This window comes from Brevibacillus gelatini, assembly GCF_003710935.1.
Taxonomy (GTDB): Bacteria; Bacillota; Bacilli; order Brevibacillales; family Brevibacillaceae; genus Brevibacillus; species Brevibacillus gelatini.
In genome coordinates this window covers 57,534-79,139 of the sequence record NZ_RHHS01000032.1, presented here as the reverse complement: position 1 = coordinate 79,139, position 21,606 = coordinate 57,534, and the positions used below count along the sequence as shown (strand labels likewise).

Here is a 21,606-nt window from a genome sequence, read left to right as displayed (position 1 = left end):
GCCCTTTTTTTGCATCGTGCCTGGAATAATTTAGCGGCAGCGACGAAAAATAAAAAACGAAACTCGCGGAAAGGAATGGAAGCATGAAGTCGAGATGGACGTCCATCATCCTTTCGTTTCTGCTAATCAGCATGTCACTCATTGGCTGCAAGGCTGACGAAAGATTGCAAATCCAGGAGACAACACAAGCACAAAAGCCTGTCGTGCTCATCCTCATCGATTCACTGATGGACAAGCCGCTGCAGGAGGCGATTCGCCAGGGCCGCGCTCCTGCCTTGGCCTTTTTGCGGGAAAAAGGGCACTACTTCCCCCATGTCGTCAGTTCGTTTCCCACCATGTCCGTGACGATTGACAGCACCTTGCTGACCGGAACCTACGCCGACCAGCATCACGTGCCGGGTCTGTCCTGGTACAGTGAAAAAGAAAAGCGGATGGTTTATTACGGCTACGGGCCAAAGGAAGCGATGAAGATCGACCAGCCGCAGGTGCTGCTGGATGCGATTTGGCAATTGAACCAGAGCCAGCTGAATCCGCAGACAAAAACGATCCACGAGGCGCTCGCGGACCAGGGAAAGGACTCTGCTTCCATTAATGCGATTGTGTGGCGAGGCAAGACGGAGCATGTCTTGAAAATCCCGCACCTGATCGAAATGGCTGCCCAGTTGCCGAAAGAACTGAACGTAACCGGACCGAAGCTGTTGTCTTATGCTGCTTTTGCCCAGCTCGATCCGAACCAGAAACGCCATACCCGCATCTGGCGCAAGTACGGCATGAACGACGAGTTTTCCGCCCAGGAGATTGCTTTTCTCATCGCACATGACAGGCTGCCGCCGCTCACGATCGCGTATTTCCCGGAAAATGACATGGAGGTGCACCGCAAAGGCCCGATGACGATAGACGGAATTGAAAATGCCGACAAGGCGCTGCAAACCGTACTCGATGCCTTTGGCTCGTGGGACAAGGCCATTGAAGAAGTGCGCTGGATCGTCATGGGAGACAGCGCCCAAAGCGCGGTGCAGGATGATCGGCAAGCAGCGACGATTGATTTGCGCAGCTTGCTCGCTCCTTATCAGATCTCCCCGATCAGCCGACCACAGCAGGCGAGTGACCAGATTGTGATCGCCGCCAACGAGCGGATGGCGTACGTCTATGCACTCGATCCGCAGCTTCCCCTCTCAACCATTGCAGGGCAGCTGCAGCGCGAACCGCGGCTGGATGTCATCGCGCGAAAAGAAGGGCAGTCGATCATCGTCACGGCTGGCGGCAGCAGCAGACAACTGACGTACAAGCCGGGCGGTCCGCTCAAGGACGAGTACGGACAGACGTGGACGATCTCAGGAGACCCGAACGTACTGAACCTGACAGTGCGCAAAAAGCAGCTCACGTACGGCAAGTATCCGGATGCTTTGGCCCGGCTGTACGGAGCCATGCACTCCCACCCCGGAAGATACGTCATCGTCACCGTGCAACCCGGCCACGAGCTGATTACGGAAAGCTCCCCGACGCATATCGGCGGCGGCGCCCATGGCTCGCTGCATGCAGTCGATTCGCTCGTCCCGCTGCTCGTCACCGGAACCGATTCGCGTCCGAAATCGTTGCGCATTGTCGACCTCAGGGAGTGGGTGCTGCGCCTGGTCAACGCAACCGAATAGGCGGCTCTATCCTTTGGCGAGCCGCTGTCTGGCCGATCCCCATTTGCCTGCGGCGGGAATCAGCTCGCCCACTTCTCCCAGGCCGAAAACCGGCATGTTGACGTATACACATTCGTAGTGGCCCGCTTCTACCAGATACGACTCATGGTAGAGACCTACCGAGCCGTCCGAGCCCACTGCCTGATTGAACGCTTTCCACGCCTTCAGGTGCAGTGGGGCACGCGCGTAATTTTCCAAATGCTCAAACGAACGCCAATATTGAATCTGGGTGATCGTACGCAAGCCGACACTGGTGCGGCTGCCCAAAAAACCAAGTTCGGGATGCTGGTACAGTTCTCCCATCATTTTGCCCATCGCCCGCACAACCGGAACCCATTTGTGGACAGCCAAAAGCCGGTTGATCCGCATGCCGATGATGAACACCACATAAGACCCTTCCACTTTTGCCGTATACCTTCCTGGCATTACTTTTGCCATCGCACTCCCCTACCTTGTCAAAGATTTGAGATGAAGTTCATAGCAAGCCATAAAATCGTCCGACCGGAACAAATGGGCCGTCAAATACGCCCCGTAAAACATGGAGAACACCAGCATGACAGCCTCCTGCTCGCTGACATCGTTCGTGAGTTCTCCGTCCTCGCGCGCTTCCCGCACACAGCGCACAAAAATCTGGTACAGGTCTGCATTGCCGATGGATGCCCTGTCCTCTGCCTCCGGAAACAGCAGGGCCAGCTCGGCCTCTGACAGCGTCGGAACACACGGATGCATTTTTTGCTCGGCGAGAAAGCTAATCAGGCTGAGCATGATCCCCGGATATTTCCTGCTCTCCTCCGCCACCATGGAAAAAATGTGGCGCACCGCAGCAAAGCCTCTCTTCCCGTTCGCAGACAGTTCGCAGAAGCAGCGTGCCTGCCAGACGCTCATGAAATAGACAAGCAGTTCTTCTTTTTGCGGAAAAAACTTGAAAAACGTCACCTTGGATACTTCCGCCCGCTCGCATATATCATCGACGAGCACACTGCGAAACGTTCCTTCGTCGATGAGGGCAAGCGCTGCTTCCAGCAAGGCGAGCTTCGTTTTTGCCTTTTTCTTTTCCCGCAGTGAAATGGTATCCGCCATAATTCCCTCTCTTTCCCTTTCCAGTTGTATCTACGGATCATCATATCATTTTGGTTAACTTTAGTAAAGTTTTTTATTCGAGTAAACTTAAATAGCAATCCAGAAGCGCCCCCTCATCCTCCAGTAGCCACCGGCTCCAAACTCCATACCATAGGTAAAGAGCCCTGCAAAGGAGAGAATCCTGTGAGAATTTGCTTTTCCTGTAATCTCATTGATTTCAAGCCAAAGGGAAACGTCTTGCAATTTTTCATTTTGCTGCGCTCCGTCGACCGCATCGTGGCGAAGCTTGGCGCGAGCGAACGCAAGCGGTACGTGCTCGATTGCGTCCTGCCTTTTCAGTTCCGCAACGGAACGGGCGGCTTTACGTTTGAACACGTCCGGTTTCACAAGTCTGACCAACTCGTCGACGACATCATTGCCCGCGACGAAAAGCACAAATACGACTTTTTGTTTATCCGCGGCCGCAACGAGGCTTTTCACCTGGTGGAAAAAAAGCCGGCACTCGGCAAAAAGCTGCTCTATTTGGCCGTCCAGTACAATTTGCAAGACCCGTACATCATGGGCAGACTGGACCGCATCTTCCAGCATTCCCGCGTCGTTTTTTTCCAGACGGAGCCGAATGCCGAACGCTATCGCCGCTACCAGCTTGGCAAGGCGAAATACTCGAATCAGGAGCTGCAACGCAAAATCCAGGTGCTGCCCCAGTTCGTCGAGCCTCACGCTGGTGAACCGTTCACCCGTCCGTCTGGCGAGCCTTTGCATCTGATCTGGGCAGGCGTCATCCGGCCGCGCTACGGACTTGCTGTCGCCACCAAAGCCGTTACCCTGATTCGCAAAAAGTTTCCGAAGACGAAGCTCAACGTCCTCTACCCTTCCATCGTCGGCAGCTATCAGAAGACGGCACGGCGATTGCTGCGCACCCCCGGCGTCGTCGACCACGGACAAAAGTCGATGTGGACGACCAAAAAGATGATCGTCCAAAGCGGCATCGGCATCGCGCTGCTCTACGACAATACCTTGGACCAAAATCCGTCTCACTCGTACTTGTCGCGGATCATCGAATGCATGGCGCTCGGCGTCCCTGTCCTGACGACGAGAACAATCGGCAATCTCGCCTTGTTGGGCGAAAAATATCCTTTGTTTGTGGAGGATGCCCACGACATTGCCTTTCATTACGAAAAGCTGTGCGATCCTGCCTACCATCAGGAAATGAGCCAGTACGTCCGGTCGCGCGGCGAGCGCTTTCTTGCCGACAACGCCGTCCAGGCGTTTTGGCACGTCCTGCAAAACGAGTACCGGCATCGCAAACGAAAATAGGCACCAGCCCGCTTCCTCCACGTTCTGAAAGACAAAAGGGGCAGCTCAAGGTCGAAAAATCGACGTTTGAGACTGCCCCTTTTTGCTTATTTCATCATTTTTCCCATGCGATACGCTGCTTCCATGATGTAGGGAGCGTACTCGCTCATTTTTTCCGGCGTGAGACGGTTGGATGGACCGGATGCGGCAATTGATGCCACCAGTTGTCCGTTGCGGTTGAAAATTGGCACGGCTACGGCCGCTGTCCCCAGTTCCCGTTCCTCCACGCTGGTTGCAAAGCCCAGTTTTCTGATCTGATCGAGCTGTTCAACATACGTCTCCCGATTGATGTATTCCGGCCAGTTCGGATCGTTCAGAACTTGTTCCCGTACATACGGCTCGGCATAGGCGACCAAAACCTTGCTGGACGCCCCGACTGCCAGCGGCATGCGCGCCCCGATTGGCGCGACCCTGCGAATCGGTTGTCTGCTTTGGACAGCCTGAATGCGGATTCGCTCGTTTCCATCGCGCACGTACAGGCTGATCGTTTCCTCTACCAAATCCCGCAGCCTTTCCATCTCGGGCAAAAGCAGTGTGGCAGGATCGTCGTTATGCGTCAGGTTGGCGGAAAGCTCCCAGATGCGAAAGCCTAGCCGATATTTTTCCGTCTGGACATCACGGATGAGAAAGCCCTTGTTTTCCAACGTCGCCAGCAAACGATGCACCGTGCTTTTATGCAAGGAAAGCCGACTCGATATTTCACTAAGCCCAAGGTCTGTGGCTTCCGTAAAACAGAGCAGGATATCCAAAGCACGCTCGACGGAGCGAACGTTTGCTTTTTGTTCATCCATTTGTTCTTACACCTGCTTCCTACTTGGTTCCGTTCGTTTCATCTGATGAAACAAATATGCTACTTTTCAGTATACAAAAATTAATCGCGTAGTAAAGAGCGAATCTTCATCAGACGAGCCGCATCCTACCTATTTTTTTGCGGCAAGGACATTCCCACAAGCGCTGAAACAAGCCGGACATACATTGGAAAAGAATCATGCGTTTTTAGATCACGATTGGGGGAATGACCACTTTGGGCAAAAAAAGCGAGTCAAAGCTGACCAAGTACCGCGTGCTGCGGGCAAGCCCGGCACTGTCCGGCACGCTGCCAAAGACGCGCAAGTTTTCCAGGCGCGCGCTGTACGACTTTCTCGACCGCTACCGCAAAGTGATCGCCAAGCCAGCGTCCGGCAGCGGCGGCGCGGGCGTCATCCTCGTGACCGGACTTGGCGGCGGACGCTACCGGGTCCAGAACGGGACCAGGCGCAAGACGAAGCACGGCAAACATGCAACGTACAAACATGTGCGCAGCAAAATCAAAACACGCTACCTCGTGCAGCAGGGCATATCGCTCGCGCGCGTCAACGGCTCGCTGTTTGACGTCAGAGTCATGGTGCAGCGAAAAAGCGGACGGCCTTGGGTGGTGACGGGCATGCTCGCCAAAGTGGCGGGCAGGGGCTACATCATCACCAACATCAAGCGCAGCGGCGGCAGGGTGCTGCCGCTTTCCACCGCGATTCAGCGCTCGAACATTCGCGGGACCTCGACTTCGGCAATCGTCTCCCGACTGCGGCGAGTCGCCCTGCTCGCAGCAAGACGTCTGGCCCGCTATTACACCCGTCAGCGCGTCTTCGGCTTCGATATGGGCATCGACGCAAACGGGCGCGTCTGGATCATCGAAGCAAACTTGCGGCCAGACATCTCCCTGTTCCTCAAGCTGGCCGACAAAAGCATGTACCGCACGATCCTGGCCTATCGCCAGCACGGATGAACAAGCGGGTGTCCCCTGGGTAAACAAGGCTGCCTCCCGGGGAGACCCTCTTTCTTTTTCGGGCTAGTCCGCCTGCAAAACAGAAAAGGGGCATATCCCGTTGTCTGCATCAGACCTGCGGGACAGCCCCCTGCTTCTTTGTCCTTGTTGCTTAAAAATCGAAGTTGTCCGGATCGGGTCCGAAGCGCTTGTTTTCGTTCAGCGCACTGATTCTTTCCATGTCCTCTGCACTGAGCGAGAAGTCAAAGACTTGCGCGTTTTGCACGATGCGCTCCGGCGTAATGGATTTCGGGATGGTGACAACCTCGTTTTGCAAATCCCAGCGAATGACGATTTGCGCGGGCGACTTGCCGTATTTTTGTCCCAGTTCCACCAGCAGCGGATGATCGAGGTTCCCTTGCATCAGCGGGCTCCACGCCTCCAGTTGAATACTGTGCTCCTTGCAATACGCATGCAGCTCTTTTTGCGTGAGCAGCGGGTGGTACTCAACCTGGTTGACGACTGGCGTAACCTCGCTGTGCTTTTTCAGTTCCTCCAGATGGTGGATCTGAAAATTGCTCACGCCGATTGCGCGCACGTAGCCATCGCGGTACAGCTTTTCCAGCGCCTTCCACGTTTCTACAAACTTGTCTTTTACCGGCCAGTGGATCAGGTACAGGTCGAGCGTGTCGATCCCAAGCTTTTTCATGCTCACGTCAAAAGCCTTGAGTGTCGACTCGTAGCCTTGGTCGGAGTTCCACACCTTCGTCGTGATAAACAGCTGGTCGCGGTCGATTCCCGCCTGACGGATTCCTTCGGCTACGCCTTCTTCGTTGCCATAGATCGCAGCGGTATCTACACTGCGGTAGCCCGCCTCAATAGCGGAGCGGACTGCCACTGTTTCGTTGCCATCTTTTGCTTTCCAGACACCCAGACCAAGCCAGGGCATTTCCACTCCGTTGTTCAAAACGGAACGATCTGTGATTTGTGTTGCCATCCGATCTCCTCCCGATTGACACTGTATATGTACTTACATTAAGAAAGTATATCATAAGTGGAACAGTCGGAAAACTTGAATTGTCCCTTTTTTTGGGAAAAGCTCCCTTCCAACAAGCAAAGGGAGCTTCTCTCGTTAGTACAGGCGATTGGTGTAACTGTCCCGCAAGCCCGCTGCCACCTCTTTTGCAGAGATGCCGGGCAGATTCACATGGTCCGCCACCATTTTCGCAATATCCGGAGTCGTCCCGGCTTCCGGCCACGTGTCCGGCTTCCAAAGCCCGGAGCGCAAAAACGCCTTGGCACAATGCACGTAGCACTCTTCTACCTGCACGCCGATTCCTAGCGCGGGTACCTTGCCTTTCACGGCCATTTTTTGCAAAATGTCCTGGTCCTGGATCACACACGCCTTTCCGTTGATCCGCAGCGTTTCTTCCAGCGTCGGAATCAAAAAAATCAGGCCGACGTGCGGATTTTTCAGGATGTTGGTGATGGAATCCATCCGCCTGTTCCCCGGCCGCTCCGGGATGACCAGATGGTGGTCGTCGATGATGTGCACGAAGCCCGGTGCATCTCCGCGCGGCGACGCATCACAGTTTCCTTTTTCATCTGCGGTAGAAATAATCAAAAATGGCGATTGTGCGATATAATTGCGGCAATGCTTATCGAGCTGGGAAATCGCCTTGTTTTGCACCAGACGGCTCGGTTCTCCGAACGTTTCCCGCAGTTGTTCCTCAGACGTGACGACTTCACGAAATATTCCGAATCCTGACATGGCTGCACCTCTTTTTCCTTTTCTGGAAAAGCACTACCCTCATCATACCATAACCGTTTGCGGCTCACGGCACCGTTTTGCTTGCCGATCATCGAAAGCCTTCGACACACTGCTGAATGTACTGCACGGACTGGGCATTCAGAAAACGGTTCTCGATGAGCAGCGGCAAAAAGCGCGACTGCCTTCGCAAATAGGCGCCGACGATGCTGGTGCACAAAATCAGCCTGGGCTTGGCCGAAAGCAACTCGTCCAAAGATGACGGGTACTCCATCGAGCCGATTTTCAGCTCCAGGTCGGTCATCCCCGCCTTGATGATCGACTGGCGAAAATTATGGGCGCCTTCCCATGTCGTACCGCCGATTCCTACGAGACTGCCAGGAGAAAGCTGCTGGAGCTCTCTGATCGATTGGAGATTGGATTCCAGCAAGCAGCCGATGACTTTCGGCATGTTGCCCTCACCAAGGCTGTCCAGCCATTTTTGCACCTCTTCTATGTGTAAAAACGTCGTGACGACGAGATCGTAGTAGCCGTTGAGGATGCTGCTTGCAAGCTGCTCCAGGTCTTTAATCAGGCATGGCTTGACGGTGTAGCCAGTCGCCTTTTCCAGTTCAACCGCGTATTCCTGCACCTGCACGACATCGCACTCGGCAAACAGGATGGCTGGTCTCCTACGGCCCTGCGCCCTTTCGAAGGCAGACTGCCTCGACTTCTCCGGCACGCGGGACAAAAACGTCTCTTCTCGCTGCTCTGCCACGATCCCCGGTTCCACCTGAACACTCTTATTTGGAAGCTTGGCAGCAACAAGCACCGAGCCCGTATCGTCCAGCGTCACATAACCTTCCGCTTCCAGCTCGGCATACGCGGCCTTGACCGTCTGTGGATTCATCCGCAAAAAACCGGACAGTTCGCGAACCGTCGGCAATTTGTCATGTGGTGGATAAATTCGTTGCATCATCAAGTTTTTCAACTGTTCCTTCAATTGAATATAGACGGGAATGAAGGATGGACCATTGACAGACTTCTGCATCAAATCACCCCGTAAAACAGGTATAGCAGTAATATTCTGTCATATTACACCAGGACGATTGGACAAAGCAAGTGCCAGATGCACGAGTTCTTGCACATCTGGCACTTCTTTTTCAGTCCGGTCTCTGCGGGAATTCGCCTTGTAAACAAATGATATAGTTTACGCCTAAATAGGGCTGTCTGTTGTTATGCGGCATCCCTACGCCTGCAGGACCAATAGCCATCGGGCTTAACTTGACCTGTTCAGGCGAAGTGGCTGGCCCGTAAGCCAAAACCTGTCCCCTGCCCTCCGTGCTTGACCAGACTTTTCCGACCGGGTTGTTTGTCGTCGGCTTCACCGCAGCGTTTGGCACATGCGTATGTGCTGGCATCTCTGCGGAGGTCAGCGTGACCGTGCTGCTTCCCCCCTGTTCTGCGAAGTCTCTTGCCGTCAAGCCAGGACCTGCTCCGAAGTGCATGGGAGCCCTGTCTTTCAAATTGGGCAAGGCAAACGTCGATTTGCCATCTCCGCCAAATCTTGCACCCAAAATCGCATACAGGGCTGTATTCTGAGAGACTGGCACCAGGCTTCCGTCGCAAAAGGCCCAGCCTCTCGGCGGAAAGTTGCCTGCAAAAACCCGAATTTCCCCGACATAGCCGATCATTTTTCATTCCTCCTGAATGGGTTAGTTTTGCGTTGGGAATAAACCTACAAGAGCAATGCAGTAGTTGAGTACCTGGTAAGGCTGCATGTTATTGTGCGGCTGGCTCCCTCCGGCTGTGCTCAAGGCATCCTGACGCATCGTCGCATTCGGGATGTCAGTAAATGCCTGTACATTCGTTATCGCCCATAAGTTTCCTTGAGCATTTCCAACTGTTCCCACACTCGAAAGAGCACTGGCCAAATGCGTGTGCGGTGGCATTTCCCCAACGGTCAGCACATGCGTCTCTTCGCCGCCAGCCACTGCGAGCCTTACTTCATTTCCGACATGGACAGGCACTCGCCCCCGCAAGTCAGGCAACGCAAAGGTCTTGACACCGTCTCCTCCATACCTGTTTCCGAGGATGGCATACAGAGCCTGGTATTGGTTAATGGGCAAAATGCTTCCATCACACAGCGCCCAGCCCTGCGGCGGAAACGGAAAGGCAAAGGGTCGAATTTCTCCGACATATACTTCATCTATCATAGCAATCTACCTCCAATGGATACATGTTTGTCCTATGATTGTGTTGGGTAATAGCCCATGGTACAAATGATGAAGCTGATAACCGTATAGGGCATCATATTATTGTGCGGCTGGTTGTAGCCCTCGACCGTCAGAGCGGTGGGGCTCATCTGAATCGTCGGAGAATTTTCTGAATATTGCTCAATCCGCGTCGCCCATACATTCCCGGCTGGCTCAATCTGATCCCCTTCGCCCGACGATACATTGACTGTATGCGTGTGTGCAGGCAATTGGTTGGACACGAGCGTAACCGTCTCGGTTCCTCCCTTCGACCCCAACGGATAGTTGGTCTGAGTGGCAGGGTTGGTGCCCATGTGTACAGGCACCCGACCGCGCAGATCGGGCAGGGCAAACGTAGTCATTCCGTCTCCACCGTAGGTCGTTCCAATCAAACTGAACAATATTTCATTTCCCGATATGGAAAGCAATCGCCCATCGCAAAACTCCCAGCCAACCGGCGCATAAGTTCCGGCAAACATCCTGATTTCTCCTATATATGCATCCATTGTAGCTGCCTCCTTGTTTGCTTAGCGCATTTGTCTGCAATCACAAGTCTTGTTACTGCTTGTCACTCTTGTCCTTTGCAAGAAAGAAAATGCCAGCCGTATAGCTGGCACCTTCTTCTCCTCTTTCCAAGAAGCACGGTGCTACTCCCTGACCTCTACCCGCACACTTGTTGTCTTGTTTTTATACCTTGCCGTGATTGTCGTTTTTCCGGCCTTGCGGGCGACGATTTTGCCGTCGATCACCTCGGCGATTTCCGGGTCTTCTACTGTCCACTCGGCCTCCTCGCCAATCAGGTCCTCGTAGCCTTTTTCAAACGTTCCCATGAGATCGATCGCTTTTTCCTGTCCTTCCTTCAAGCGGAAGTATGCAGGCGTGATCTCGATGTATCGCGGATTTTTTTCCTCGACGACCAGCAGGCGAACCCTGAATTTCCGATTGCCTAAGCTTCCGGAAATGGTGGCTTTGCCCGTTGCCTTGGCAACCATCCTGCCATCCTCGTCAATTTCCACGACATCCGGATTGGAGGAAGTCCACTCGATCTGATCGGTCACATCTTCTCGCGTATCGTCGTACAGCTCCACCAACTCCAACTGCCTTTCCTCATCTACCTCCAGCACGCCTTCGGTACGGGTGAAGAAGCGGATTTTAGTGCCTGTGCTGTTTGTGACCGTGACGCGAATTTGCAACTCGTGTCCCTCATAGGAAACGGTGATGATGTCCTCGCCTTCCTCGCTGCCAGCCGTAATCCGGCCCGCCTTCACGGAGACGAGACCATGCTCCGTGCGGTACTCTACCTTTTCATCTGTGGTGATGTCTGTCCGCTCGTCGCCATCTACCACGTAAATCTGGATTTCCAGCCTCTCTTCTGGCTTCAGACGAATCGTTTTTTTCGAAGCTTGCAGGGAGGTGGTATCGTTGACTGTGACCTCTACCGTGTCGGTATGGCCGCCATCGACAGACGTGACCGTAATGCGCGCAGTCCCTGGTGCCCGTGCTGTGATTTTGCCCTGACTGTCTACCTCAGCCACGTCGGGATTGCTGCTTCTCCAGTTGACACGCTTGTCGCTTGCATTTTCCGGGGAAATCACAGCTGTCAATGTATGCGCATCGCCTACTTGCAGCTGCAGTGCGCTCACATCGAGATGTACGCCTGTCACCTTGACCGCTGTTGGCGGCGAAGGCGGCGAGTACACGGACAGCCTGATTTGCGCTTCCAGTTCAATCGTGTTGTGTGCCTCGTCGCGCAGTTGCATCAGCACTTTTTTCATCCCGTTGCCGGAAGGAAGTCGCCACGAAACCGTGGAAGCCGCGGCTTGCCAATCGCTCCAGGCCTCGTTTTCATTGGCGAAGCGCATTTCTACGTCTCCGAGCAAATCGGTAGCGGTAACGTTCAGGGTCACATTGACACTGCTTGCGGTCGCCGCACCGTTATTGATCGTAAAAGTGCCTAGCGGAGGCGTTTTGTCGATCGTAAAGACGATCTTCGTTTCATTACCTGCTGCATCTGTGACGATAAGCTCATGTTCCCCCTCATCGCTTACCGTACTGCCGCTTGTAAATGGCAGACCGTCGAGTGTGGCCGTGCCCTCATTAAACGTTATCAGCACGTCATGGTTGTAGCTTCTGCCGTTATCCACGCCAGTAACAACCGGTGCGCCCATGTCCAGCTCGATGTCGTCCGAATCGTTACTAATGTTTCCGGCCTGATCGCGCATTTGCATGTGAACGGTTTTTATCCCATCATTTGCGGAAAGCTCCCAGGTCTTTGATGGCACGATGTCGCTCCACGCACTCCAGACCATGTCCTCATTGGCGAAGCGAACCTGTACGGGGCCATTGCTATCCGTTGCAATCACGTTCAAATCAACTGTCCGCGTCGATGTCAAGGGGGTGTCCCCATTGATGACAATGCTTCCAGTCGGCGCGATTGTATCCAGAACAATCGTATCGCTTGGCTCCGCTGTGTAACCCGCTTGGTCCGCGAGACGCATATACACCGTTTTGGTGCCATCGCCTCCCGCCAACGTCCATGCTTTTGTCAGGGCGAACGGCTCTGGAGAGCTCCACGTGATTCCATCGTTTGAGAAGGACATGCTCGTGTCTGCCGAAGGTTTGTTTGTCCCAAGATGCAGCGTCACATTTTCCGAGGTCGTGTATGTCGCATCCTCATTAATCGCGATTGTCCCTGTCAACGGTGTCTTGTCGATCGAAAAGGAGATCGTTGTCGTGTTCCCGGCTTGGTCTGTTACGATGAGCGTATAGGAACCTGGGTCGGAAACGGTTTCTCCGCTAACAAAAGGAGCACCGTTCAATGTCGCCGTCCCGTCGGAGAAGGTGATGAGTCTGTCGGTGCTGTACACACCCGCATCAGACACTCCCGTGACAACAGGCGGAGTCGTATCGAGCGTGATTTGCTGCTGCAGAGGGCGTACGTTGCCCGCGCGATCACGCAGCTCTACAAACACCGTCTTCAACTCGTCTCCTGCGGACAACTCCCACGACTTCTCCGTTTGCGCAGGCTCCCAGGCCGACCAGCCATCTACGCCCGTATTGGAGAAGCGCATTTGCAGTTGATCGTCGGCATCCGCATAGTTCAGCTTCAGCGCAACCTGCCGATCGTTCGTCACGCTCTGGCCGTCATTGATCGTGAAGCTTCCGGTCGGCGCGGTTTGGTCCAGCGTAATGTACGCCTCCCAAGTAGCCTCGTTCCCGGCCTCATCTCTCAGCTTGACCGCGACACGTTTTTGCCCCTCGCCGGAGCTGAGTGTCCACGACTTTGTAGCCGCAAACGGTTCGAACGGCTGCCAGTCTTCCGCGTCATTGGCGAAGGCGGCCGTCATCGGGGACGTATCTGTCACATTCAGATGCAAGACGACTTGCGGATCATTCGTCCGCTCCTCGCCATCGTTGATCGTGAACGTTCCCGCAGGCTTCGTCCGGTCTATCGTGAATGAAACGGTCGTGGCATTGCCTGCCACGTCCGTGACAACCAGCGTATACGTGCCGTCGTCGCTGATTTGCCCGTCATTTGCAAACGGCTGACCGTTTAGTAAAGCTGTCCCTTCCGAAAAATGAACAGTAACTTCCTGGTTGTAATACTTGCCGTTCTCAACGCCTGTCACTTCCGGTGGAACCGTATCCAGCAAAATGCTGGCAGAGCGCGTGATCTCATGTCCGGCCGCGTCACGGAATTTGGCGTAGACCGTCTTGGTTCCGTCGCCGCCGCTCAAATTCCACGGCAGTTCGGACTGGACAGGCTGCCATCCGCCTGAAAACACACCTTCCGTATTGGAGAGCGTCACCTCTACAGGCCCTTGCGCATCTGACGCTTCGATCAGCAACTGCACAGCCGCAGACGAAGTCGCCGTATTCGCAGCGTCCGTTCCCTTGATCGACAGGGTGGCTTCCGGCGGGGTCGTATCCAGCGTGATTTTGGCGCTGGCAGAGATGGTATGGCTGGCTTCATCGCGCGCCTGCATATAGACCGTCTTTTCTCCGTCTCCTGCGGTCAATTCCCAAGGATAAGAAAGCGACGGATTGTAGGCTTGCCAATCATCCGCCCATTGATCGGCGTCATTCGAAAACCGCACCTGCAATGGCTTGCCGATGTCGGGATCGTCGACCGTCGTTTTCAGATTGACATTTCGGGAGGCAGTGAAAAGCGCTCCTTCGTTGATTTTCAGTTCCGCAGAGGTCGGCGGCTCCTGCACATCCGTGACCTGGATGACAAATGTTTTGGTGATGCTGTTTCCCGCCGTGTCGCTCACCTTGACCTCGACGGAATAGCTGCTCTTGGTCTCATAGTCAAGCGATTTGGCAGTTTGAAGCACGTTGCCGACAATCTGGAATGCATTATCCTCGTTTCCGGTCAGTTCAAACGTCAGATTGTCCTGATCTTCAGCGTCCGAGTCTTCCGCGCTGAGCGTTCCGACTGGCGTATTCGGCGGAAGATTTTCCAAAACCGTGTCGTTGTCCAGCGAAAGATTTGTCGGCGGAGAGTTAGGAGAATAGGTGATCTCCAGAGTCGGGATTTTATCTGCTTGGTTAGATGCCTTTTCATAAAAAGCAACCTGTACCTGTGCAGGTCCGCTGGCTATATGCTGTTGCCCTTTCAGCACAAAGCTGGCCACTCTGTCACTCGACTGTTCCAAGAGATAATCCTTCACGTCAAAAGATACCCAATATCCTACCCTAGCCTTCAGTGCAGAGTACTCAATCCTCTCAAGAAGCTCTCCGCTTGCCGGGAAATTCTGACCCGTTTCTGACCAGGAATCACCCGCGGCGTAAAGCTCCAGAAAAGGAAGACCTCCAAGTTCGTCAAGCCGCGTCAAATAAAGCGATAAATAAGCTGACTGGATTGTCCGGTTGAAATCCACCTTATCGGCCGGCAACTGAAATTTGAGAGCGGCATTGGAAGCCCCGAAAGCCGAATCGTACCCGACAAATATGGTGTTCGAGTGCCCCAAGCCATCGCTAACCCCATCCGGGTAGAAATCTGTGTCCATGAAAAAATCTTCAGACACAGGGATCTTGATCGATTCATCAGCAGCTCTGGCAGATGGAATCTGTGGCTGCACCAGCGAAAAAACCAGCAGCAATGACAACAGCCGTGCAAGCAGTCGTTTCATATCGTCCTGTTCATTCCTCCCTTCGCAGTTGATGCGCTTTTTCTCGTTTCTGTTCAGCCTGCTCACCTGAATGGCACAGTTTCCGTGCAGACGTCACAGAAATGGCAAGAAAATTTTAACAAAAGTTGCTCCAGAAAAAACCTTACTAAAGTTAGTTCTTTTTTCACTTTTTGTCGAAACCTTCGCTGCTCCAGCGTCAATCAGCCATGAAAAAACCGCTGTTTCGCCTGGCAGGCCTGAGCCTTCAGCAACAGCGGTTTCCCTTTCCTTTTTTATTGTTCGCGCTGGCAAAATCCGCTCAAAAACGACAGCATGACATGAACAGCCGTCTTGACGGTGGCCTCTGCGCGGTCCTTGTACGGGTCCAGACATACGATGTCCATCGCCTTGACCTTCGGATGCACCCCTGCCGCGTAGACGGCTTCAAACAGCTCGTCACTGTGCATGCCTCCGGGCGTGGAAGCCGGGACCCCGGGGCCACAGCTGCAATCGAGCACATCCATGTCCACGGTTAAATAGATCATGTCCACTTGGGCCGAGAGCTGCTCCAGCGCTTCCTGCACTGTCCAGGCCACCCCTTTTTGCCGCGCCTGACGCAAGGTCGTATAGCGCACGCCAGTCTCGTCAGCGTACGCCTTGAGCGAACGGGCGTTGAAAAAGCCGTGCAGCCCGATGTTGTGCACATCCCGCCCATTGATGGTGCCGCTCTCGATGAGGTTGCGAATCGGCGTGCCGTTTGTGGGGCCGTTATCGGTCAGGTCGCGCAGGTCAAAATGAGTGTCCAATTGCAGGATGCCTACACGCTCGTCAGGATGGACGTCCTTGTAGCCTTTGACAAGCATCGCCGTGATCGAATGATCGCCGCCCATCATCACAGGCAAAAGTTGCGGATGATGCGTGCGCATTTGCACCATCGCTTCCCGGATGTTGCGGTGGCACTGGGCGATGTCTGTCACATGCTGCCTGACATCGCCCAGGTCGACGACACGCAGCGGCTGCAAGTCCACGTCGTGATCGAGATTGTAGGTGGTAAAATACTTCCACGCCCGCCGCATCGCATCCGGGTTCTCACTCGCAGCCGAAGCCGAGATGGACGAACGCGACAGCGGTACGCCAAGCAGCGCCACGTCGTAGTCGCTCCAGTTGGTGCTGTTCGCGGTCGCCGGATCGAGCGTCGCGATCCACTCGCTTACTTTCGGCTCGGCAGGCGCTGCGCTGCGGTCCCAGGAAAAGCTCGGCGGCTTCAGGAGCGGGTACGGGTACCCTGCTGTCATACGAGTCTCCCTCCTGCGACGACCACTGTCCCTTTTTTGATGACCGTATCTACATGATTGACGCCGTAACGATATTGCAAGGTCATGAAGTCCGGCACGTCAAAAATGGTGATGTCCGCTTTTTTCCCGACCTCGATGCTGCCGATCTCGTGTGCGCGGCGAATGGCGTGCGCCGCGTTGATCGTAGCGGCCGTCAACACCTCGGCCGGAGTCATTCCCATTTTCAGACAGCCGAGATTCATTATCAGCGGCAGCGAGACGGTCGGCGAGGAGCCAGGGTTGCAGTCGGTCGAGAGCGCGACCGCCACGCCGCGGTCAATCATTTTGCGCCCGTTCGCGGACTCTGCCATCAGGAAAAAGGCCGTGCCTGGCAACAGCACCGCGATCACGCCTGCCTCGGCCATCAGCTCGATCCCGCGGTCGGAGGCGCGCAGCAGGTGATCGGCAGATACAGCACCGAGTGAAGCCGCAAGCTCCGCTCCCTCATACGGCTCGATTTCATCCGCGTGGATTTTCGGCAGCAGGCCGTGGCGCATCCCGGCTTCGAGAATGCGGCGCGACTGCTCGGGCGTAAAGACGCCGCGCTCGCAAAACACATCGTTGAAAACAGCCAGCTTGCGGCGTGCAACTTCGGGAATCATTTGCTCGATGACCAAATCGACAAACGCATCCGGCGCGTCCTTGTACTCGCGGGGAACCGCATGTGCGCCCATGAACGTGCTGACGAGATCGACCGGATGCTCTTCATCCAGCTTTTTCGCTACTTCCAGCTGCTTGAGTTCGTCCTCCAGCGTAAGGCCGTAGCCGCTCTTGGCCTCGACTGTCGTCACCCCGTGCAGCAAAAACTGGTCGAGCCGCCGCTTGCTCTCCGCATACAGTTGTTCGTGTGTCGCCTGTCTCGTCGCCGCAGTCGTTGCGTGGATGCCGCCGCCGCTGTTCATGATTTCCATGTACGTCGCGCCGTTCAGACGCATGTTGAACTCGTTTTGCCGGGAACCCGCATGCACGAGATGCGTATGCGGGTCGATCAAGCCCGGCGTGACCAGCTTGCCCGCAGCATCGATGATGACCGCTTCGTGCGCCCGCTCGCGGTAGGCGCTTGCCAGTTCGGCGTCGGTGCCGACACGCTCGATCACGCCGTTTTCCAGCCAGACGCTGCCGTCCTCGATAATCGACAGCTCGTTCATCCGGGCTCCTGTCACCGGAGAGGAAGACCCGCCAGCCAGCGTGGCGAGCTGGCTGGCATGGCGAATCCATACTGGTTTATTCATCGCTTTTTACTCCTTCAACATCGGGATCTTGACGCCTTTTTCCTTCGCCGTGCGAATCGCCAGCTCGTAGCCTGCATCTGCATGGCGCACAATGCCCATCCCCGGATCGGTTGTCAGGACGCGCTCCAGGCGGCGGGCAGCTTCCGGCGTTCCGTCTGCCACGATGACCATTCCGGCATGCAACGAGTAGCCCATGCCGACGCCGCCGCCGTGATGCACAGATACCCAGCTCGCGCCGCCCACCGCATTTATCATCGCATTCAGGATCGGCCAGTCAGCCACCGCGTCACTGCCGTCCTTCATCGCTTCCGTCTCGCGGTTTGGCGAGGCGACAGAGCCGGAGTCGAGGTGGTCGCGCCCGATGACGATGGGCGCTTTCAGCTCGCCGCGCGCCACCATGTCGTTGATGATCTGGCCAAACCGCGCGCGCTCGCCGTAGCCCAGCCAGCAGATGCGGGACGGCAGCCCCTGGAACTGAATGCGCTCCTGCGCCATGCGAATCCAGTTGCACAGATGCGTATTGTAGGAAAACTCGCGGAGAATCACTTCGTCGGTCTTGTAAATGTCCTCGGGATCGCCGGACAGCGCCACCCAGCGGAACGGCCCTTTTCCCTCGCAAAATTGCGGACGGATATAGGCGGGCACAAAGCCAGGGAAGCGGAACGCCTCCTCGACACCTTCGTCTTTCGCTACCTGTCTGATGTTGTTGCCGTAGTCAAAGGTGACGGCTCCTTTTTCCTGCATCGCCAGCATGGCGCGAACGTGGTTGGCGATGCTCGCCTTGGAGCGTCGCTCATACTCCTGTGGATCGCGTGTGCGCAGCTCTGCCGCCGCTTCGAGACTCATGCCTTCCGGGATGTAGCCGTTGAGCGGATCGTGCGAAGAAGTCTGGTCGGTCAGCACGTCCGGGATGAAATTACGGGCCAGCATCGCGTTCAGCACTTCCGGGGCATTGCCAAGCAGCCCGATGGAAATGCCTTTTTTCTCCCGCTTGGCCGTCTCCGCCATCCGGATCGCTTCGTCGAGGCTCTCTGTCATCACATCGAGATAGCGCGTGTCCAGTCTGCGCTGGATGCGGGTGCGGTCTACCTCGATGTTGATGCTCACGCCGCCGTTGAGCGATACGGCCAAAGGCTGCGCGCCACCCATGCCGCCGAGTCCGGCCGTGACCGTAATCGTGCCTGCAAGCGTACCTGCAAAGTGCTGGCGGGCAAGCTCCGCAAACGTCTCATACGTCCCTTGCACAATCCCCTGGCTGCCGATGTAAATCCAGCTTCCGGCTGTCATTTGCCCGTACATCATCAAGCCTTTTTTGTCCAGCTCGTGGAAGTGCTCCCAGTTGGCCCAGGCGGGCACCAGGTTGGAGTTTGCGAGCAGCACGCGCGGCGCATCGGTATGCGACTTGAACACCGCGACCGGCTTGCCCGACTGGATCAGCAGCGTCTCGTCGTTCTCCAATGTTTGCAATGTTTTGACAATCGCATCGAAACATTCCCAGTTGCGCGCCGCTTTCCCGATTCCCCCGTACACGACCAAGTCTTCTGTGCGCTCTGCCACGTCAGGGTTCAGGTTGTTCAACAGCATGCGCAGCGCCGCTTCCTGCACCCAGCCTTTTGCATGCAGTTTGGTGCCCGAATATGCCTTTATCATCTGTTCAATCGATTGTGTCGTTGCCATCAAATATCCACCTGCTTTCCATAGAATGTGCATCTCCTGTTTTTATTGTAAAAGCGCCGGAAAACACAAAAAAGGCACCTTGCTTTCGATTTGGTGCCTCTTCTTTCGATTGCCTATAGACAAAGCAGCGGGAATTTTCGAAAAAACTCTCTTTTCTTTCGATTTCTATCTTTTCTTTTGATTTCGTAACAAACGTGGAGTTGTCCCCGTCTTTTCCTTAAAAATTTTACGAAAGTAATTGGCATTGACGAACCCGCTGCGCTCCGCCACCTCCTGTACGGACAGGGCGGTTTCCAGAAGCAGCCGCTGGGCCTCCTTCACCCGCATTGCCGTCAGCACCTGCCGGAAGGAGCTGCCCTGCTTTTGCGCAAACAGTGTGCTGAAATACGCCGGACTGCGATCGACATGCCGTGCGACGTCCTCCAGGCGCAGAGCCGGGTCGGTATAGCGCCCTTCCATGTAGCGCAGCGCCCGCTCGATCACATCTGCCCTGATTTCATCGTTTCGGCTGTTGGCGGCATCGAGCAGCTGGTTGATGAACAACAGCAGTTCCGTCACGATGCGGTACAAAATCGGCGCATACAGGATCGTCTCGAATACGCGGTGGTACTCCTTTTCCAAAAAGGCGCTGTCCAGCCCGTGCGACTTCATGTAGCGTCTAACCTGGGCCAAAATGCTCGTCAGCCGGATGCGCAAAAGCCCCGGCTCGGGGTACGGCTCGTCCTTGTAGAAAAAATGCCCGTACAGCCACTGTTTGATCTGCTCGCGATTGCCGCTGTGCAGCATGTCGACCCACGTCCGCTGCTCGGCAGGCGTCAGGAACGGGTCAAGCATCGTCCAGTTCACCCTGCCGTCCACCATGCTCACCTGCCGATAGCCTTTGAAAAAGCGCAGCTGCAGTGCCTCACTTGCCTGCTCGTATTTTTGCTGCAAGCTCTGACCGGCATCTTCCGCCTTGTAGATGACGAGAAAAAGCGGAGCGTCGCTCGTCGCCTCCCAGTCCATCAACAGGCGCTTGGCAAACGAGTGCCACTGCGACCAGGAAAGCGAGCTTTCCGCCGGAAATACGGCGACAACAGCATCACCTGTCGGCAGCAGCACAGGCTCGTCGCGAAACGGATAGTCCGCGAAAAAACGCAGCAGCTCCGGGTGTCTTTTCGCGTCTTCCAGCTGGGCGAGCATGACCTTATGGCCGCCCAAAGGCGATTGCCCCGGCAAAAACAAATCGAGATGCGAAATCTCTTTGCGCCGCCCCTGGATGCTCCCCGTCTGTGCATCCAGCCGCGCTTCACCCGCCCGTTCCCGACAAGAGCGGGTCAAAACGCGCCGGATGTACTCCGGCGTTTGCGGCTTCAGCCACAGATCGCGCGCAGACAGCTCGATTCCTTGCATCGCCCGCTCGAACGTCGCTTCCGAGGTGGTGACGAGCACCGTCGGCCGATACTGGGCAACGAGCAGTTTCAGCCGCTCCCAGTGCGCCTTGTCGATCATGTCCAGCTCGATGCAGACGACCTGCGGAGTATGTGCTTCCATCACCTGAAACAGTTCGGCCATCGTCCCTGCGCTGTACACCTGGTCATACGGGATCGCGCAGCTTGAGACGAGCCAGCTGATCCCTGCCCGCTCTGTCGGGTCTCGGTCCGCAATCAGCAAACTGGGCATCTGCAGCACTCCTTTTTTTGCAAACAAAGGTTGCCCTCTCGCGGACAACCTTTGCTTTTTGCTCTATTCCTCTGATTTGAACGGATTTTCGATCATCGTGCCCATGATGTGGTCGAGCGGGATAAAGCCGATGTCGCGGGAGTCCGTGCTGTGGTTACGGTTGTCTCCCATGACGAAAATGTGGTTTTCCGGCACCTTCCATTTGCCGTCAGCCGCGTATTGCATCGTTTCCTTGATATACGGTTCTTCAAGCGGCTCGCCGTTGCGGTAAACCCGGTTGTTTTTAAACTCCAGCACGTCGCCCGGTCTGCCGATGACGCGTTTGACGTACATCGAATGGTCGTCTGCTGTGCCCGTCAACAGCGCCACCAATGGATGGCTGACCACATCGTCCAGGAAGGACCGTTCACGCTCCACCCGACTGTCGATCACGACGATCTCGCCGTAGTCCGGCAAGTACGAAAACGTCCGCGACAGCTTGGACACGTATATGCGCTGCTGATCCTGCAAGGTAGGGTCCATGGAATGGCCCTCGACCTTGTATGGCTGGAACACGAAGATTCCAAGGAGCAGAGCAAATACGGCTGCGTAAACAATCGAACGAATCCATCCCATGATCTCTTTCACTGTGCAATGCCACTCCTCTCTTGCTTCTTCGTTCCCCCTTCTCTACCCTTCATCATACCATAAAATTCGGCCAATCCAAAAAGCCGGTTC

18 protein-coding genes are annotated in these 21,606 nt (G+C 55.3%); 3 read left to right on the top strand and 15 right to left on the bottom strand.

From position 1 onward, the window contains the following. The first annotated feature begins 83 nt into the window (after positions 1-83). Positions 84-1,652 carry an alkaline phosphatase family protein gene (locus EDM57_RS13865; protein WP_122905327.1) on the top strand — a complete coding sequence of 523 codons (1,569 nt, stop codon included), beginning with the start codon at positions 84-86 and terminating at the stop codon, positions 1,650-1,652. Positions 1,653-1,658: 6 nt separating this feature from the next. On the opposite strand, the gene EDM57_RS13860 is transcribed toward EDM57_RS13865, so the two are convergent. Then, positions 1,659-2,129, bottom strand: a complete 471-nt coding sequence (locus EDM57_RS13860; RefSeq protein ID WP_122905326.1) for a DUF4188 domain-containing protein — start codon at positions 2,127-2,129, stop codon at positions 1,659-1,661. A 9-nt stretch (positions 2,130-2,138) separates the two neighbouring features. Beyond that, the gene (locus tag EDM57_RS13855; RefSeq protein WP_122905325.1) at positions 2,139-2,771 is read right to left on the bottom strand and encodes a TetR/AcrR family transcriptional regulator; all 633 of its coding nucleotides are present in this window, start codon (positions 2,769-2,771) and stop codon (positions 2,139-2,141) included. A gap of 183 nt (positions 2,772-2,954) precedes the next feature. On the opposite strand from EDM57_RS13855, the gene EDM57_RS13850 reads away from it, so the two are divergent. Continuing rightward, complete coding sequence (locus tag EDM57_RS13850; RefSeq protein ID WP_122905324.1) at positions 2,955-4,088, top strand: glycosyltransferase family protein; 1,134 nt, start codon at positions 2,955-2,957, stop codon at positions 4,086-4,088. Positions 4,089-4,174: 86 nt separating this feature from the next. Here the strand turns inward: EDM57_RS13850 and EDM57_RS13845 are convergent, their stop codons facing one another. After that, positions 4,175-4,918 carry an IclR family transcriptional regulator gene (locus EDM57_RS13845; protein ID WP_122905323.1) on the bottom strand — a complete coding sequence of 248 codons (744 nt, stop codon included), beginning with the start codon at positions 4,916-4,918 and terminating at the stop codon, positions 4,175-4,177. 233 nt (positions 4,919-5,151) lie between these two features. On the opposite strand from EDM57_RS13845, the gene EDM57_RS13840 reads away from it, so the two are divergent. After that, positions 5,152-5,889, top strand: coding sequence for a YheC/YheD family protein (locus tag EDM57_RS13840; RefSeq protein ID WP_122905322.1), 738 nt, complete (start codon positions 5,152-5,154; stop codon positions 5,887-5,889). A gap of 151 nt (positions 5,890-6,040) precedes the next feature. Here the strand turns inward: EDM57_RS13840 and EDM57_RS13835 are convergent, their stop codons facing one another. The 12 genes from EDM57_RS13835 to lepB form a co-directional block, all read right to left on the bottom strand. After that, on the bottom strand, positions 6,041-6,865 hold the full coding sequence (locus tag EDM57_RS13835; RefSeq protein WP_122905321.1) for an aldo/keto reductase: 825 nt from the start codon (positions 6,863-6,865) through the stop codon (positions 6,041-6,043). A 135-nt stretch (positions 6,866-7,000) separates the two neighbouring features. After that, positions 7,001-7,639, bottom strand: coding sequence for a pyridoxamine 5'-phosphate oxidase family protein (locus EDM57_RS13830; protein WP_122905320.1), 639 nt, complete (start codon positions 7,637-7,639; stop codon positions 7,001-7,003). A gap of 88 nt (positions 7,640-7,727) precedes the next feature. Next, complete coding sequence (locus EDM57_RS13825) at positions 7,728-8,666, bottom strand: GntR family transcriptional regulator (RefSeq protein ID WP_122905319.1); 939 nt, start codon at positions 8,664-8,666, stop codon at positions 7,728-7,730. A 112-nt stretch (positions 8,667-8,778) separates the two neighbouring features. Next, on the bottom strand, positions 8,779-9,309 hold the full coding sequence (locus tag EDM57_RS13820) for a phage tail protein (protein ID WP_122905318.1): 531 nt from the start codon (positions 9,307-9,309) through the stop codon (positions 8,779-8,781). Between the two features lie 21 nt (positions 9,310-9,330). Next, complete coding sequence (locus EDM57_RS13815; RefSeq protein WP_122905400.1) at positions 9,331-9,828, bottom strand: phage tail protein; 498 nt, start codon at positions 9,826-9,828, stop codon at positions 9,331-9,333. 35 nt (positions 9,829-9,863) lie between these two features. Beyond that, positions 9,864-10,376 (bottom strand): phage tail protein, encoded by a 513-nt coding sequence (locus EDM57_RS13810; protein WP_122905317.1) that lies wholly within the window; start codon positions 10,374-10,376, stop codon positions 9,864-9,866. Between the two features lie 141 nt (positions 10,377-10,517). Then, positions 10,518-15,005, bottom strand: a complete 4,488-nt coding sequence (locus EDM57_RS13805; protein WP_122905316.1) for an Ig-like domain-containing protein — start codon at positions 15,003-15,005, stop codon at positions 10,518-10,520. Positions 15,006-15,277: 272 nt separating this feature from the next. Next, positions 15,278-16,279, bottom strand: a complete 1,002-nt coding sequence (locus tag EDM57_RS13800) for an agmatinase family protein (RefSeq protein WP_122905315.1) — start codon at positions 16,277-16,279, stop codon at positions 15,278-15,280. Next, complete coding sequence (gene hutI, locus EDM57_RS13795; RefSeq protein ID WP_122905314.1) at positions 16,276-17,550, bottom strand: imidazolonepropionase; 1,275 nt, start codon at positions 17,548-17,550, stop codon at positions 16,276-16,278. Before hutI ends, EDM57_RS13800 begins: the two co-directional genes overlap by 4 nt. Positions 17,551-17,556: 6 nt before the next feature. Next, positions 17,557-19,227 carry a urocanate hydratase gene (hutU, locus tag EDM57_RS13790; RefSeq protein WP_122905313.1) on the bottom strand — a complete coding sequence of 557 codons (1,671 nt, stop codon included), beginning with the start codon at positions 19,225-19,227 and terminating at the stop codon, positions 17,557-17,559. A 165-nt stretch (positions 19,228-19,392) separates the two neighbouring features. Next, positions 19,393-20,889, bottom strand: coding sequence for a helix-turn-helix domain-containing protein (locus tag EDM57_RS13785; RefSeq protein ID WP_122905399.1), 1,497 nt, complete (start codon positions 20,887-20,889; stop codon positions 19,393-19,395). Between the two features lie 63 nt (positions 20,890-20,952). After that, a complete protein-coding gene (lepB, locus tag EDM57_RS13780) occupies positions 20,953-21,516 on the bottom strand; it encodes a signal peptidase I (protein ID WP_122905312.1) in 564 nt (187 codons plus the stop codon). Positions 21,517-21,606: the final 90 nt, after the last annotated feature.